The sequence below is a fragment of the Microbacterium sp. genome (genome assembly GCF_039812165.1).
Taxonomy (GTDB): domain Bacteria; phylum Actinomycetota; class Actinomycetes; order Actinomycetales; family Microbacteriaceae; genus Microbacterium.
This window is the reverse complement of sequence record NZ_JBDIAB010000056.1, coordinates 1-14,344: the sequence shown is the minus strand read 5'-3', so window position 1 is coordinate 14,344 and position 14,344 is coordinate 1. Positions and strand designations below refer to the sequence as shown.

The window sequence follows — 14,344 nt, the reverse complement described above, 5'->3', positions numbered from 1 at the left end:
CGACGGGTCACCGCTCCTTGATGGTGACCTTCGAGCAGTCGCCCGAGGTCGTGACCTTCCCGTCGCTCGTGATCGTGATGACGCACGTCTCGCCGCCGCCGTGGAGGGCGGCGAGCTCGGCGTCGGCCGCGCGGCGGCCGAGGGCGGAAGGCTGGAAGGCGTCGTTCATGTGTCTCTCCTGTCGTCGGGGCGGCCCGATGCCGCCTCGACCACACACTCGCGTTCGCACACGGCATCGCGCATCGGCCCGACGCGGGCTTTCGCGTACCCCGTCAGGAGGCGGCGACGTAGGCCGATCCCCCCGGCGGCGCGCGACTCGCCTGCACGTCGCGGGCGATCGCCGCCAGCGGCTATGCGCCGCCGGCGTGCCCGTTTCGCGTCCGGGACTCGTGCAAGCGCGCATACGGCCCGTCCTGCGCGACCAGGGACGCGTGCGGACCGCGCTGCACGATGCGGCCCGAGTCGAAGACCAGCACTTCGTCAGCGTCCTCGGCGGCCGACAGCCGGTGGGCCGCCGCGGGATCCGACGCCGGCTGCGCCACTCACCCCGCATCCGCGCTCTCGTCCGGGGCGAAGTAGAGGTGCGGGTTGCCGCGCCAGTCGTGGCGCGCCACCGGGATGTGATAGACGGACTCGATGAGATCCGGGTCCAGCACGTCCCGCGGCGCCCCCTCGGCGACCACGCTGCCGCGCTCCAGCACGACGAGCCTGTCGCAGTAGCGACCGGCCAGGTTCAGGTCGTGGAGCACCACCACGATCGTGATGCCGAGTCCGCGCACGAGGTCCAGCAGGTCATGCTGATAGCGCACGTCGAGGTGGTTGGTCGGCTCGTCGAGCAGCATGTGCGAGGTGGCCTGCGTGAGCGCGCGGGCGACCGACACACGCTGGCGTTCGCCCCCCGACAACGTGCCCACCTCGCGCTCCACGAGATGCATGGCGCCGACGCTGCGCAGCGCCTCCGCGGCGACGTCCCAGTCCTCGGCGGAGAACGGGCTCCATGCCCCGCGCAGGGCCAGCCTGCCGAGCATGACCGACTCGATCACGCGCAGCTGGCCCTGCGACTCGTGGTTCTGCGCCACGAGCGCGACACTGCGGCCGAGTGCGCCGACGGGGCGCTTGGACGACGAGCCCCACCGGACGTCGTCGACGCGCACCTCCCCGGCGTCGATCGGCTGCAGCCCGCACATCACGCGCAGCAGCGTGGTCTTGCCGCTGCCGTTGGGACCGACGATCCCGAGGACCGCGCCGTCGTCCACTCGCGCGGTGACCCCGTTGACGGCGGCGGCATCTCCGAATCGAACGACGGCGTCGGTCACCGAGATCATCGGATCAGTTCCCGCCGGCGACGAGCGTCTTCGACAGGAGCTCGAGCCCGAGCACCGAGTACGGGTTCGGCGGGTCGGTGAGCTCCAGCTTCTGCGCGACGACGCGATCGTTCGCGACGGCCGAGAGCGTGTCGGCGCCGGGCAGCGCGAGCACCTCGGCGATGGCGTCCTCCGCGTTCTTGCCCTCGGGGTAGAGCACGACGATGACATCGGGGTCGCGGTCCACGAGCGTCTCGATGCTCGTCTCCACGTAGCGCTTGGCGACGTCGTCGAAGACGTTGCGGATGCCGAGGGCATCGAGCTGCGCGTTCGACATGCTCGCCGTCCCGTAGGTGAGGAGCGCGCCGCTGCTGGTGGAGGTGAACAGCATCGCGCCGTCCTCGATGTCGCCGCCCACCTGCGGCACGGCCTCGACGCGCGCCTTCAGCTTCTTGTTCGCCTCGGCAGCGGCCTCGGGGTGGCCGAAGATCTCGCCGAACGTCGTGACCTGCTCGTACACCGAGTCGAAGTCCACCGTCGACGGCGACTCCGGGCAGTACGCGGGGATGATGTAGAAGGGGATGCCGGCGGCGCCGAGCGTCTCGCGCGACAGCGCCTGCGACTCGTAGCCGATGACGAGGTCGGGTTCGGCCTCGACGATCGTCTCCAGCGTGACGCCCGATCCGTCGGCGGCCTTGGTCAGCGCGGGGATCTCGGCGACGCGATCGACGATCGCCTCGCTCCAGTGGTCGCCGGTGAGCTCCCACGTGCGGCTCGTGACCTGGCCGAGTCCGCCGGCGGCGTCGACGGTCCCGAGGACCGTGAAGGCGGCCAGGAGCATCACCGACTTCGGCTGCGACTCGATCACGAGGTCCTCGCCGCAGTTGTCGACCGTGATCGGGTAGCCTGCGGCAGCGGCGGCGGTCGTGGCGGTGGCGGCGGGCTCGGGCGCGCCGCCTCCGCACGCGGTCAGTGCGCCGACCGCGACGACCGCGACGGCCGCGGCGACAGCCCGGAGGGGCAGTCGGCGGATGGGGGACGTGGACATGGAGTTCCTTCCTCTTTCTCTGAGGTCGTCGCTTCGCGGTTGCGTGGCGACGGTCTGGGGGCCGGAGCGTCCGGCGTGTCGCGCGCCCTCGGTCAGGACGCGCCCTCGCGGAGCCGCGCGACGTGGCGGATCAGCAGGGGGGTGCCGACGAGCGCTGTCACGATGCCGATGGGCAGCTCCTGCGGGGGGACGAGCATGCGCGCGGCGACGTCGCTGACGACGAGGAAGGCGGCGCCCATGACCGCGGCGGTGGGCAGGAGCGTCCGGTGGGCGGCGCCCACCAGCCGTCGGGCGAGGTGGGGGACCACGAGGCCGACGAAGCCGATCGAGCCGACCGCCGCGACCGTCACCCCTACCAGAGCGGCGCACACCAGGAGCATCCCGGTCCGCAGCCGCACCGGGTTGATCCCGAGCGTCGCCGCCGTCTCGTCGCCGAGATCGAGGGCGTCCAGCTTCCTGCCGAAGGCGGTGAGCACCACGATCGCCGCCAGCACGACGATCGCCAGCACCGGCAGCGTCGCCGTCGTGCTGAGCGCGACGGAGCCGAGCAGCCAGAACATCACCGATCGTGCGCCGTCCGGGGAGTCGGAGGCGAACACCATGAAGCTCGTCGCCGCGCTCAGCAGGTACCCGACCGTGACGCCGGCCAGCAGCAGCCGCGTCGAGGTCGCCCGGCCGCCGAAGTGCGCGAGACTGAGCGCGAAGAGGGTGGCCGCCGCGGCGCCGACGAAGGCGCTCGCCGACAGGGCGAACGCGCCGCCCACGACCGCGGCGCCGAAGAGGATGAAGGCCGCAGCCCCCGTGGAGGCGCCGGCGCTGACACCGAGGATGTACGGATCGGCGAGCGGGTTCCGCACGACGGACTGCAGCGTCGCGCCGGCGACCGCGAGCGCGGCGCCGGCGAGCAGCGCGGTGAGCACGCGCGGCAGCCGGATGTCGATGATGATCGTGTCCTGGCTCGAGGGCCACGTGGCCTCGGCGGGCCAGCCGATGACGTGGTGGGCGAGGATCTGCGCGGTCGTCCCGGGGCTGATGACCGCCGTCCCCAGGCCGAGCGAGACGATCGCGACGAGCAGCATGAGCACGGCCACCGCGGCCATGCGCAGACCGCGGCCGCGGCCGCGGTGGGCGAGCCGGAGGTCCGGCTCGGCGGACTGCAGCGACGTGGAGGAGGGAGGCATCGCGGGAGCTTTCCGTCCGTTCATTAGGTTAGCCTTGCCTGGCTTAGTTGCCCTCATATCGTATACACTGACGCATACGCGACCGCAAGTCCGCGATGAGAAGACACCAGACGACAAGGCGGACGATGCGCATGCGTCACCGAGACACACCGAGCGAGCCCCGCGCCACCTTCTGGCAGATCGCTCGCGAGGAACATCGCGCGATCGTCTTCGCCGGCCTGATCGGCGCCGTCGGCGCCCTCGTCAAGGTGCTCCCGGCCGTGCTGGTCCTGGCCCTGCTCACCGAGATCGCCGGCTTCGCCGACGGCGGCGCGGACGCGATGCCTGTCGTCCTGATCCTGACCGCTCTCATCGCCGCCACTGTGATCGGCGAGACGCTCACCCGCCAGGCGTCCTTGGTCGGGCACCGCGCCGACGCCCGTCACGCGGCGAGCCTGCGACAGCGTCAGATCAGCCACCTGCAGCGGATTCCGCTCGACTGGCTCACGCGCAACGGCTCAGGGCGCGTCAAGAAGTTCGTGCAGGACGACGTGTTCCGCGTGCACGAGCTGATCGCCCACCTGGCCCCGGACGTGACGGCATCCGTCGTGGCGCCGATCGCCGGTCTCAGCGTGCTGTTCGCACTGGACTGGCGGCTCGGCCTCATCGCGCTCGCCCCGCTCGCCGTCTCGGCGCTGCTCCTTCCCACGGTGCTGCGCAATCGCGACGCCCGAGCGCGCGACTACAGCGCACGGCTGGCGACGCTCAACGCCGCGGTCGTCGAGCTCGTCCGCGGCATCGCCCCGATCAAGGTGTTCGGCGGCACGGGGCGCGGCTACCGACGCTTCGCCTCCGCGTCGGAGGCCCTCGTCCACGCCTATCAGGAGTGGGTGCGCGCGACGTCGCTGGGCTTCGCGACGATCGGAGCCCTCACCTCGCCCGCGTTCGCGGTCGCATCGATGGCGCTGCTGGGCAGCACGGCGGTCGTGGTCGGCGATCTCGACCCGATGCGGATCCTGCCTGCCATGATGCTGGCGGCGAGCCTGTCCACACCGATCACCGGGGTCGTCGGCATGGTGCAACGCTTCCGCGAGGCCAACGCCGCGGCCCGCGATCTGGAGGGGTTCTTCGCCCTGCCCGCGACGGCCGAGGGATCACGAGACCTCCCCCCGGGCAGTGTCACGACGGCGGTCGAGCGCGTCGTGTTCCGCTATCCCGACGGCCCCACGGCCCTGGACGACGTCGACCTGCGCCTGGAGCCCGGCACCGTCACGGCGCTCGTCGGCCCCTCCGGCTCGGGAAAATCGACGCTCGCCTCGCTCCTGCCGCGGCTCGCCGACCCCGACAGCGGCCGCGTCGCCTTCGATGGCATCGACGCGCGAGAGCTCCGCGCACGGAGCCTCTATGCCAGCGTCGGGTTCGTGTTCCAGCAGCCGTATCTCTTCCGCATGAGCGTGCGCGACAACATCGCGCTCACGCGCCCCGCGGCCGCAGAGGACGAGGTCCACGAGGCCGCCATGGCCGCGCAGATCCACGAACGCATCCTCCGCCTGCCGCGCGGCTATGACAGCGTCGTCGGCGTCGACGCCTCGCTGTCCGGCGGCGAACAGCAGCGTCTCTCGATCGCACGGGCCATCCTCACCGACGCGCCGCTGCTGGTGCTCGACGAGGCGACGGCCTACGCCGACCCCGACTCGGAGGCCGCCGTGCAGCGCGCGCTCTCCGCGCTGTCGGCCGGCCGGACCCTTCTGGTGATCGCTCACCGACTGCACACCGTCGCACACGCCGACCGGCTCGTGGTCCTCGACGGCGGCCGGATCGTCGAGCAGGGCGTGCACGCCGAGCTGTGCGAGTCCGGGGGCCCCTACGCGCGCATGTGGAGCGTCTACGACCGGGCGCGCTCCGCGACGAAGGCGGGACACTCATGATCCAGGCACTCTTCCGGCTCGGCGACGCCTCGTCACGCGCCGCTCTCATCCGCTCGCTGGCGTTGACCGCGGCATCCGCGCTCCTGATGGCCGCCGTGCTCGTGCTGATCGTGCCCTTCGTGGCGCGACTCCTGTCCGGCGACCCGCGCAGCGCCGTGCCGATCGGCGCGCTGATGGCCGGGCTCGGCGTCCTCTTCGTGATCGTCGAGCTGACCTCGACCCTGCTCTCCGTCCGCGGCGGCGGACGGCACGTCCTGCGCATGCACGCGCTCCTCGCCGATCGGGTGGTGCGCATCCCGCTCGGGTACTTCACGGACGATCGCGCCGGCGGCATCGCCGCGATCGCGAGCCGGGGCGTCATCATGGCCGCGAACGCGCCCGGCAAGATCCTGCGGTCGGTCGTGCACGGACTGGTGGTGCCGGCCCTGTGCACGCTGGGCCTCATCGCCTTCGAACCGCTCAGCGGTGCGCTCGCGAGCATCGGCGCACTGGCCGTGTACGCCACCTACCGCTGGGTGCATCGGGTGAACCACGCCACCGAGCGCGAGGTCGACCGTCGCGACGCCGAGGGCAGCGCGCGCGTCCTCGAGTACGCTCAACGCCAGCCCGCCGTGCGGGCCGCCGGGCCGGACTCGCTCGCCGAGCGCGCTGCTCGGCAGTCTATCGTCGAGCAGTTCACCGCCAAGTACCGCTCCGAGTCCCGACGGTCCTGGGCGAACAACATCATGAGCCTGATCGTCTACGTCGTGCTCGGCTGTGTGGTGGGTGTCGCGACCGCCCGCGTGCTCGCCGGCCAGCTGGAGTATCCGACCTACGCGGGCGTGGTCACGCTGCTCATGGTCCTCGCCGCCTTCACGCTGCGCTTCCTGCCGTTCGGTCGCGGACTGGAGCTCGCGAAGAACGCGATCATCGACCTGGACGGGCTGCTCGATCAGCCGCTCCTGCCCGAGCCGGCCACGCCCGCCGCGCCGAGCGGCTCGGACATCGAGTTCGACGATGTGGACTTCTCCTACGACGGGGTCCCCGTGCTGACCGGGGTGTCGCTGCGGATCGCCGCGGGCAGGACGACGGCGATCGTGGGACCGAGCGGGTCCGGCAAGAGCACCGTACTGCGTCTCCTCGCGCGCTTCTGGGACGTCGACGGCGGCGCGGTGCGCATCGGCGGCGCGGACGTGCGCGACCTCGGCACCGAGGGAACGCTGCGGAGGGTCTCGACCGTCTTCCAGGATGTGTACGTGTTCGAGGACACGCTCCGCGAGAACATCCGCATGGGCCGGCCCGATGCCGACGACGACGAGGTCGCTGCCGCCGCCACGCTCGCCGGGGTGGACGAGATCGCGGCACGACTGCCGCTGGGTCTCGACACGCCCGTGAGCGAGGGCGGCGGCTCGCTGTCGGGGGGAGAGCGACAGCGCCTGTCGATCGCGCGCGCGATCCTCAAGGACGCTCCGATCATGCTGCTGGACGAGGCGACCGCGGCACTGGACATCGAGAACGAACGACTCGTGCAGCGAAGCCTGGCCGCCATGGCCGGCGAGCGCACGATCGTGCTGGTCGCGCACCGCCTGAGCTTCGTCCGCGACGCCGACCACATCGTCGTGCTCGACGGGCGGGGCGGAGTCGACGCCCAGGGGACTCACGAGGAGCTGCTCGGCCACAGCGAGCTCTACGCACGGTTCTGCGCAGAGCGGGCCGAGACGGGGTCCTGGCGGGTGCGCTGAGCACCCGTCAGGCGGCGACGTAGGCCGATCCGCCGCGCACGTACGTGGCTCGGACGGATGCCGAGAGCAGCTCCTCGGGCGCAGCGGTGAGCGGATCCGTGTCGAGCACGACGAAGTTGGCCTCCAGGCCCGGCGCGATGCGCCCGCGTCGCTCCTCGAACCCGCCCGCGTACGCGCCGCCGTGCGTGAACGCGACGAGAGCGTCCTCCGGGCTGAACGCCCGCTCCGGGTGGTACGCGTCCAGGCTCGGGTTCAGCGCCGACTTGCCGGTGAGCGCGATGTAGAGGTTCGGCAGCGGCTGGTGCGGCGCGGTGGGCGCATCGGTGCTCAGGGCGTACGCGACGCCGTGCGCGCGCAGCCACTGCCACGGGAAGCCGAGCTCCTGGCGCTCGTCGGCGAGCACGGCCTTCCAGTTCGAGAGCACCGCCGGATCGCAGTGCACGGGCTGCATCGACGCGACGACGCCGAGCCGCGCCATGCGCTCGATGGTCTGCTCGGTGACCGACTCGAGGTGCTCCACGCGGTGACGGCGGGCGCGCTCGCCGTTGGTCCGGATGCAGTGCTCCAGCACGTCGAGCGCGATCTCGCTCGTGCGGTCGCCGATCGCGTGCATCGCGATCTGCAGGCCCGCCGCATCGGCCGCGGCGGCCACCGGGCACGCCGCCTCGTAGCTCCAGATCGGGTCGCAGTTGCTGCCGTTCGCGTACGGGGCGCGCATCGCCGCGGTGCACGCGTCGATGACGCCGTCCATGATGAGCTTCATCCCCGCCACGCCCAGCCACTCGTCCTCGCCGGTGCGGGCGAGCTCGTCGCGCAGGCGCACGGTCTCCTCCACGACGGCGAGATCGGTCGCGGTGTCGCCGCTCGGCTCGACCAAGAGATGCCCCGTGACGGGGAAGGGGAGCCGGCCGTCGCGGGCGAGGATGCCCCTCATGCCCGCGACCTCGGCCTGGGTCAGCGCCATGTCGGTCACGGTCGTCACGCCGTCGGCGAGGTAGCCGCCGAACGCCGTCTCGAGACGCGTGACGAGCTCGTCGGGCGTCGTCTGCGCGCCCAGGAACCCCCAGACGTACTGCGTGCACGCGGTCTCGTACAGCATGCCCGTCGCGCGGCCGTCCGCGTCGCGGGCGATCTCTCCGCCGATCGGGTCAGGGGTCGACGAGGTGATCCCGAGCTCGGCGAGCGCGGCCGAGTTGACCCAGCACGAGTGCAGGTCGTTCGCGTCGAGGTAGACCGGCACGTCCGGAACGGCCGCGTCGATCATCGCCGCGGTCGGATGGGCGTCGCCGACGGCGTCGAAGAGCCATCCCACGCCGAGGATCCGCCGCGCTTCCGGCTTCGCGGCGCGGGCCTTGCGCAGCCGCGCCCGGATCTCCTCCAGCGAGGCGCAGTCGCGCAGCTGCACCTTGCCGAGCGCCTCGCCGAACATGGCCAGATGGGCGTGCGAGTCCACGATGCCGGGGAGCGCGAACGCGCCGTCCAGTCCGGTCTCCTCGACGTCGCGGATGCCGCGGCGATCCAGCTCCGCGCGGACCTCGGCATCCGTCCCCACGGCGACGAACACTCCGTCCTGCACCGCGAACGCGTCGGCGTGCAGGCGGTCGCGGTCGGCGGTGAAGACGACGGCGTCGGTGAACAGCTGCGCGGTCATGGGCGTCCTCTCAGCCGACCGGCGGGGTCGGCGCGGTGCGCCCGGCGGTGCCGCTTCCACCGGGGCCGTCGAAGGGCACCTCGTCGGCCATGGCGTCGATCGCCTCGGTGCTGGGGTCTTCGCTGAAGTCGAGGGTGGGCACGGGCCGGCGGAAGAAGTGCGTCTTGGCGACGAGGATCGCGACGCCGAGCAGCAGCCAGACCCCTCCGACGGCCCACGTGAGCGGCTCGAGCGAGGTCCACAGCCAGATCGTCAGCACGAGGCCGATCAGCGGGACGAGTCCGTAGCGGATGATCGGCCACGCGCCGGCGGGACGCCGCTCGCCCTTGGGGAAGAGGTACACCTTGATGACGGACAGGTTGACCATCGAGAACGCGCCGAGCGCGCCGAAGCTGATCATGAACGCCGCCTGGTCGAGCGAGAGGAACATGCTCGACAGCGCGAAGATCGACACCGTCACCGCCGCGACCACCGGGGTGCCGTACCTCGCCCAGATGTGTGCGAACGGCTTCGGGAGGATGCCGTCGCGGCCCATCGCGTAGATGATGCGCGACACCGCGACCTGGCCGGCCAGGCCCGAGCCGAAGCATCCGATCACGACCATCACGAGGAACGCGGTGACCAGCACCTGCCCGCCGACGTGCTCCGCGAGCACCACGCCGGGGGCGTTGAGCAGGTCCTCCGAGGCCGTGCTCCAGTCGTCGAGGTAGAAGGCGCGCGCGCCGAGCCAGGAGATCACGATGAAGACGCCGCCGCCGATGAGGGTCGTGAGCATGATCGCCAGCGGGATGTTCTTGCGCGGGTCCTTCGCCTCCTCCGACAGCGTCGAGACGGCGTCGAAGCCGAGGAACGAGAGCGCGAGCACGGCCGCGCCGGTGAGGACGGGGCTGAAGCCCTCGGCGCCGGGGATGAACGGGTCGATGAGGCCCGGCGCGTTCGGGTCGGCGACCGCGGTCTTGATCGCGAGGAACGCGAAGACCGTGATGACGGCGATGGTGACGGCGATGATCGTGATGTTGACCCTGTTCACGAGCTTGATGCCGAGCACGTTGAACAGCAGCACGGCGAGCAGGCACGTCAGCATGAACACCCACGTCGGCACCGACGGGAACTGCGTGCCCATGTACAGCCCGAGGATCATGAAGTTGATCATCGGGATGAACAGGTAGTCGAGCATGAGGATCCACCCGGTGAGGAACCCCGCGACGCCGCCGAAGGACTGCTGCGTGTAGGTGTACGCGGATCCCGCGACCGGGAACTTCCGCACCATCGCGCCGTAGCTGCTCGCCGTGAAGAGCATCACGATCAGAGCGACGACGTACGAGAGCGCGAGATGGCCGTCGGTGAGCTGGTTCACGATCCCGTACGTGGTGAAGACGGTCGCCACCGCCATGTACGACAGCCCGAACACGATGAGGGGCACGAGCCCCAGCGATCGCCGCAGGTGGGCGGGCTCGGCATCGGTCATGGGCGTCTCCTTCGGGGCCGGCGCGCCGCGGTCGGGGCCGGGCGCGCGTTCATTGTCTCGGGGCGGTGTGCTCGAACGCTAGCCCCGCCTGATTTCGGCCGCGTGAACGCGGTCGCCCGCCGTCGCCGGGCCGGAGCGGCTCCGAACCCCGCGGCCGGGGCGCGGGTAGGGTGAAAAAGGGCGCCGGACACCCTCGCGATGACTCTCCGGCGGGGGAGCCGAGATGATGGAGATGGATGTGGCCGCGTTCGAGTCCCTCGTGGTGAGCGAGCTCGACCGACTCCCCGACGACATGGTGGACGGCCTCGACAACGTGATCTTCGTGGTCGAGGACCGCCCCGAGGACGGCGGCCTCGACCTGTTCGGCCTCTACGACGGGTGGGCGCTCACCGAGCGCGACCGGTACGGGTCGGGGGAGCTGCCCGACCGCATCATCGTCTACCGCGAGCCGCACCTGCACGCGTGCGACGACGTCGACGAGCTGCGCGACGAGGTGCACACGACGCTCGTGCACGAGATCGCGCACTTCTACGGCATCGACGACGACCGGCTGCACGAGCTGGGGTGGGCGTGATGGTGGCGACGCTGCCGCGCGAGGACGTGGCATCCGAGATCGCGACGCGGCTCGCCGGCCCGTGGCAGACGGTGGTGTGGAACGACCCCGTCAACCTCATGAACTACGTCGAGCACGTGTTCCGCGAGTACTTCGGGTTCTCTGCCGCGAAGGCGCGGGAGCGGATGCTGGCCGTGCACAACGACGGCCAGGCGGTCGTGGCGGAAGGGGCACGGGAGCAGATGGAGCTGCACGCGCGGGCGATGCACGACTACGGCCTGTGGGCCACGGTGCGGAAGGCGGAGGCATGACGGTCGTCGTCCTGGAGCTGGCCCTCATCGAGGCGGCCCACCTCACCGACCTGGTCGAGCAGTTCGCCGCTCTCGTCGGCGAGACGCCCGCCGCCGAGGATCCCGCCGTCGCGCGCCTCGTCCCCGACGCGTACGCCGACGACGAGGCGGCCGCGCGCGAGTTCCGCGAGCTCACCGAGCGCGAGCTGCTGTCGCGTCGGGGCGAGGACGCCGCCGCGGTGCTCGAATCGCTGCGGCACGACGGCGCCCGGCTGTCGCCCGGCGCGATCGACCCGGCTCTCGCGACCACGGCGTTCACGATCACGCTCGACGCCGACGAGATCGGCGCCTGGCTGCGCACGCTCGCCGCCCTGCGCCTCGTGCTCGCGTCGCGCCTGGGCATCGCCTCGGAGAACGACCACGATCCCGACGACCCCCGCTTCGGCGTCTACGAGTGGGTGGGTCACCGACTGGACGGGCTCGTCCGCGCGATCGACGGCTGACGCTCCCGGCGACCCCCGGCGCGCCGCGGCGCGCGCGTGTCGAAGAGGGGGAGCGCGGCGTGGACGAGCGGCCCGATGAAGACCGCGAACAGGACCGTCCCGATTCCGACGGTGCCGCCGAGCAGCCAGCCGACGACGAGCACCGTCGCCTCGACCGTCAGCCGACACGCCCAGATCGGCCAGCCGAACCGGCCGTGGAGTCCCGTCATGAGTCCGTCGCGCGGTCCCGGCCCGAAGTGCGCGCCGATGTACAGCCCCGACGCCGCGGCCACGCACAGCACGCCGGCCGCGAGGACGGCGCCCTGGGCGAGCCAGCCGTGGAAGGGCGGCACGACGGCGAGCGTGGCCTGCATGCTGGTTCCGACGAGGAGGATGTTCGCGATCGTGCCGACGCCGGGGCGCTGTCGCAGCGGAATCCACAGCAGCAGCACGAGGAAGCCGACGATGTTGGTGATCCAGCCGATGCCGATGCCGGTCTGCACCGCGAGTCCCTGCGCGAACACGGTCCAGGGGTCGAGGCCCAGGCCTGCGCGCACGGTGAGGGCGCACCCCGCGCCGTAGAGACACAGGCCCACGAGGAGCTGCACGATCCGACGAACCATGCGCCCATCCAATCGCATGATTGGCCCTTGTGCCACAGGCCAATCCGGATACAGTGGCCCGATGGACTCCCGCATCTCCGCTCGCGGCCTCGCCGGCGCACTCGGCGGCTGGCGCACGCGGGCGCCGGCCTACGAGGCCCTGGCGGACGGCATCCGTCTGCTGTGTCTCGACAACCGACTGGCGCCGAACACAGCCCTTCCCGCCGAGCGCGAGCTGGCGGCCGTCCTCGGACTCAGCCGGACGACGGTGACCGCCGCGTATCAGAGCCTGCGCGACTCGGGCCACATCGACAGTCTGCGCGGCTCGGGCAGCGTGACCCTGCCCCTCGGTCGGCGCGCCCCGCGTCACGTCGACACCGACGCCGACGCGATCGACCTGCAGCAGGCGAGCCCCGCCGCCTGGCCGGGCCTCGCCGGCGTCATGAGCGAGGTCGCCCAGGACGCGGCCTCGCTGATCGCGCGCGCCGGCTACGACCTCATCGGCAGCCTTCCGCTGCGCGCCTCGATCGCCGCGCGGTACGCCGCCTCCGGCGTGCCGACCTCGCCCGACCAGATCATGGTCACGACGGGCGCCCAGAGCGCGATCCAGCTCGTGGCCACGACGCTCCTGCGGCGCGGCGACCGCGCGCTGATCGAGACGCCGACCTATCCGCATGCCGCCGACGCCCTCCGTTCCGCCGGCGCGCGCCTGGTCGCCGTGCCGGTGACGACGGATGCCGGCTGGGATCTCGACCGCGCCGCGCAGGCCCTCACGCGCACGGGACCGACTCTCGCCTACCTTATGCCGCGGTTCCAGAATCCCACCGGCCGCACGATGTCGGCGGGGGAGCAGCGCGCCATCGCGGAGGCGGCGGAACGCAGCCGCACGACGCTCGTCCTCGACGAGACCACCGCCGACCTCGCCATCGACGACCCCGAGCCGGTGCGCGCGTTCGCGATGCCGTACGCCGATGCGGCGGCGCCGTTCGCCGACGCGGCGGTGCCGTTCGCCGACATCGACGCAGACGTCGAGCTCGTGCGCATCGGCTCGCTCGGCAAGACGGTGTGGGGTGGCCTGCGCGTCGGCTGGATCCGTTGCGACGTCGCGCTCATCCGGCGACTCGCGGCGGAACGTCCACGAAGAGACCTCGGCACCCCGGAGTTCGAGCAGGCCGTCGCGACACGCCTGCTCGCGCGGTTCCCCGAGATCGTCGCCCAGCGTTCGCTCCTCCTCGGCGAGGGCCGCGACGCGCTCGCCGTCGCGCTGGCCGATCGCCTGCCGGAGTGGAAGATCCCGTCTGTGCGCGGCGGCGTGTCGCTGTGGGTCGAACTCGATGCGCCGCTCAGCTCGGGGCTCGTGATGGCCGCGCGCGACGAGGGACTCTTCCTCTCTGCGGGGCCGCGCTTCGCCGCAGTGAGCGGGCACGACCGCCAGCTGCGCCTTCCGTTCACCGCACCCGCCGATGACCTCCGTCGTGCGGTGGACGTCCTGGCGCGGGTCTGGCCGGACGTCCGACTCGCCGCACCCGCGCCGGCGGCGCCCGACCTCGTGTCGGCGATCGTCTGATCAGCGGTACAGGCGCAGGCACTCGACCGCCTCCTCCGCGGACCAGAACTCGCCGACGTCGCGGAACGCGCCCGTCGCGGCGTGGAACCGTCGGGCACGGAACCGACGCGCGGCCCCGTCTCCGCGTGCCTCGAGATGACCCGCCACCACGCCGTCGCGTGCCACGACGCGCCAGCGCGCCGAGCCGACCGGCAGCAGGCGGACCCCGTTCCGCAGCAGGGCCGACGACGTCGGCGGCGAATCGACGAGCATGACCATGATGACCTCCTCACCTTCGAAGTTAGCTACGACCTCCGACATCGGCGCGGACTCCTCCACAACGAGGCGATCCCGCGGGTTCTCCACGGATCGGCCCGCGCACCGGCGGCGGAGCGCCGCGGCGATGCACCCTGGAAGGGCTCCGGCGTCCTACGGGCACGGGGACGCCGGAGCATGGGGAAGCCCTCCCCATCATCGAAGAGAGGAACGCACATGAGCGACCACATCACCGTCATCGGCAACATCGCGACCGAGCCGGAGCGACGGCAGACGTCCACGGGCGTGCCGGTCATCTCCTTCCGGCTCGCGACG

At 71.8% G+C, this 14,344-nt stretch carries 14 protein-coding genes; 6 read left to right on the top strand and 8 right to left on the bottom strand.

Annotated elements, in window-relative coordinates; translation table 11 throughout:
- Positions 1–7: 7 nt before the first annotated feature.
- From WML84_RS06735 to WML84_RS06720, 4 genes are all read right to left on the bottom strand, one after another.
- Entirely contained in the window at positions 8–169 is a 162-nt protein-coding gene (locus tag WML84_RS06735; protein WP_347345376.1) for a hypothetical protein, read from the bottom strand.
- A gap of 373 nt (positions 170–542) precedes the next feature.
- On the bottom strand, positions 543–1,316 hold the full coding sequence (locus WML84_RS06730; protein ID WP_347345375.1) for an ABC transporter ATP-binding protein: 774 nt from the start codon (positions 1,314–1,316) through the stop codon (positions 543–545).
- A gap of 13 nt (positions 1,317–1,329) precedes the next feature.
- A complete protein-coding gene (locus WML84_RS06725; RefSeq protein ID WP_347345374.1) occupies positions 1,330–2,352 on the bottom strand; it encodes an ABC transporter substrate-binding protein in 1,023 nt (340 codons plus the stop codon).
- A 92-nt stretch (positions 2,353–2,444) separates the two neighbouring features.
- Positions 2,445–3,533, bottom strand: coding sequence for an iron ABC transporter permease (locus WML84_RS06720; RefSeq protein ID WP_347345373.1), 1,089 nt, complete (start codon positions 3,531–3,533; stop codon positions 2,445–2,447).
- Positions 3,534–3,664: 131 nt separating this feature from the next.
- Here WML84_RS06720 and WML84_RS06715 point away from each other — a divergent pair, with 131 nt between their 5' ends.
- Both WML84_RS06715 and WML84_RS06710 read left to right on the top strand, forming a co-directional pair.
- Complete coding sequence (locus WML84_RS06715) at positions 3,665–5,440, top strand: ABC transporter ATP-binding protein (RefSeq protein ID WP_347345372.1); 1,776 nt, start codon at positions 3,665–3,667, stop codon at positions 5,438–5,440.
- A complete protein-coding gene (locus WML84_RS06710; RefSeq protein WP_347345371.1) occupies positions 5,437–7,161 on the top strand; it encodes an ABC transporter ATP-binding protein in 1,725 nt (574 codons plus the stop codon). The genes WML84_RS06715 and WML84_RS06710 overlap by 4 nt, the downstream gene beginning before the upstream one ends.
- A gap of 7 nt (positions 7,162–7,168) precedes the next feature.
- On the opposite strand, the gene WML84_RS06705 is transcribed toward WML84_RS06710, so the two are convergent.
- Both WML84_RS06705 and WML84_RS06700 read right to left on the bottom strand, forming a co-directional pair.
- Positions 7,169–8,812: an amidohydrolase gene (locus tag WML84_RS06705; protein WP_347345370.1), complete on the bottom strand. Its 1,644-nt coding sequence runs from the start codon at positions 8,810–8,812 to the stop codon at positions 7,169–7,171.
- Positions 8,813–8,822: 10 nt separating this feature from the next.
- The gene (locus WML84_RS06700) at positions 8,823–10,280 is read right to left on the bottom strand and encodes an APC family permease (RefSeq protein WP_347345369.1); all 1,458 of its coding nucleotides are present in this window, start codon (positions 10,278–10,280) and stop codon (positions 8,823–8,825) included.
- A 223-nt stretch (positions 10,281–10,503) separates the two neighbouring features.
- Here WML84_RS06700 and WML84_RS06695 point away from each other — a divergent pair, with 223 nt between their 5' ends.
- The 3 genes from WML84_RS06695 to WML84_RS06685 are packed head-to-tail and all read left to right on the top strand — an operon-like array spanning position 10,504 to position 11,626.
- Complete coding sequence (locus tag WML84_RS06695) at positions 10,504–10,854, top strand: metallopeptidase family protein (protein ID WP_347345368.1); 351 nt, start codon at positions 10,504–10,506, stop codon at positions 10,852–10,854.
- On the top strand, positions 10,854–11,144 hold the full coding sequence (gene clpS, locus WML84_RS06690) for an ATP-dependent Clp protease adapter ClpS (protein ID WP_347345367.1): 291 nt from the start codon (positions 10,854–10,856) through the stop codon (positions 11,142–11,144). Before WML84_RS06695 ends, clpS begins: the two co-directional genes overlap by 1 nt.
- Positions 11,141–11,626 (top strand): DUF2017 family protein, encoded by a 486-nt coding sequence (locus WML84_RS06685; RefSeq protein ID WP_347345366.1) that lies wholly within the window; start codon positions 11,141–11,143, stop codon positions 11,624–11,626. Before clpS ends, WML84_RS06685 begins: the two co-directional genes overlap by 4 nt.
- Here the strand turns inward: WML84_RS06685 and WML84_RS06680 are convergent.
- A complete protein-coding gene (locus WML84_RS06680; protein WP_347345365.1) occupies positions 11,587–12,228 on the bottom strand; it encodes a hypothetical protein in 642 nt (213 codons plus the stop codon). The two genes, WML84_RS06685 and WML84_RS06680, sit on opposite strands and share 40 nt — an antisense overlap.
- 61 nt (positions 12,229–12,289) lie before the next feature.
- On the opposite strand from WML84_RS06680, the gene WML84_RS06675 reads away from it, so the two are divergent.
- Positions 12,290–13,774, top strand: a complete 1,485-nt coding sequence (locus WML84_RS06675) for a PLP-dependent aminotransferase family protein (protein WP_347345364.1) — start codon at positions 12,290–12,292, stop codon at positions 13,772–13,774.
- Here WML84_RS06675 and WML84_RS06670 read toward each other — a convergent pair whose 3' ends face one another.
- Positions 13,775–14,032: a hypothetical protein gene (locus WML84_RS06670; protein ID WP_347345363.1), complete on the bottom strand. Its 258-nt coding sequence runs from the start codon at positions 14,030–14,032 to the stop codon at positions 13,775–13,777. It abuts the gene before it with no gap.
- Positions 14,033–14,344: the final 312 nt, after the last annotated feature.

What these genes read in the sequence shown, in the direction of transcription:
- WML84_RS06735 (WP_347345376.1), bottom strand. Translation starts at nt 169, where the DNA reads ATGAACGACGCCTTCCAGCCTTCCGCCCTCGGCCGCCGCGCGGCCGAC.
- WML84_RS06725 (WP_347345374.1), bottom strand. Translation starts at nt 2,352, where the DNA reads ATGTCCACGTCCCCCATCCGCCGACTGCCCCTCCGGGCTGTCGCCGCG.
- WML84_RS06720 (WP_347345373.1), bottom strand. Translation starts at nt 3,533, where the DNA reads ATGCCTCCCTCCTCCACGTCGCTGCAGTCCGCCGAGCCGGACCTCCGG.
- WML84_RS06715 (WP_347345372.1), top strand. Translation starts at nt 3,665, where the DNA reads ATGCGTCACCGAGACACACCGAGCGAGCCCCGCGCCACCTTCTGGCAG.
- WML84_RS06710 (WP_347345371.1), top strand. Translation starts at nt 5,437, where the DNA reads ATGATCCAGGCACTCTTCCGGCTCGGCGACGCCTCGTCACGCGCCGCT.
- WML84_RS06705 (WP_347345370.1), bottom strand. Translation starts at nt 8,812, where the DNA reads ATGACCGCGCAGCTGTTCACCGACGCCGTCGTCTTCACCGCCGACCGC.
- WML84_RS06700 (WP_347345369.1), bottom strand. Translation starts at nt 10,280, where the DNA reads ATGACCGATGCCGAGCCCGCCCACCTGCGGCGATCGCTGGGGCTCGTG.
- WML84_RS06695 (WP_347345368.1), top strand. Translation starts at nt 10,504, where the DNA reads ATGATGGAGATGGATGTGGCCGCGTTCGAGTCCCTCGTGGTGAGCGAG.
- clpS (WP_347345367.1), top strand. Translation starts at nt 10,854, where the DNA reads ATGGTGGCGACGCTGCCGCGCGAGGACGTGGCATCCGAGATCGCGACG.
- WML84_RS06685 (WP_347345366.1), top strand. Translation starts at nt 11,141, where the DNA reads ATGACGGTCGTCGTCCTGGAGCTGGCCCTCATCGAGGCGGCCCACCTC.
- WML84_RS06680 (WP_347345365.1), bottom strand. Translation starts at nt 12,228, where the DNA reads ATGGTTCGTCGGATCGTGCAGCTCCTCGTGGGCCTGTGTCTCTACGGC.
- WML84_RS06675 (WP_347345364.1), top strand. Translation starts at nt 12,290, where the DNA reads ATGGACTCCCGCATCTCCGCTCGCGGCCTCGCCGGCGCACTCGGCGGC.
- WML84_RS06670 (WP_347345363.1), bottom strand. Translation starts at nt 14,032, where the DNA reads ATGGTCATGCTCGTCGATTCGCCGCCGACGTCGTCGGCCCTGCTGCGG.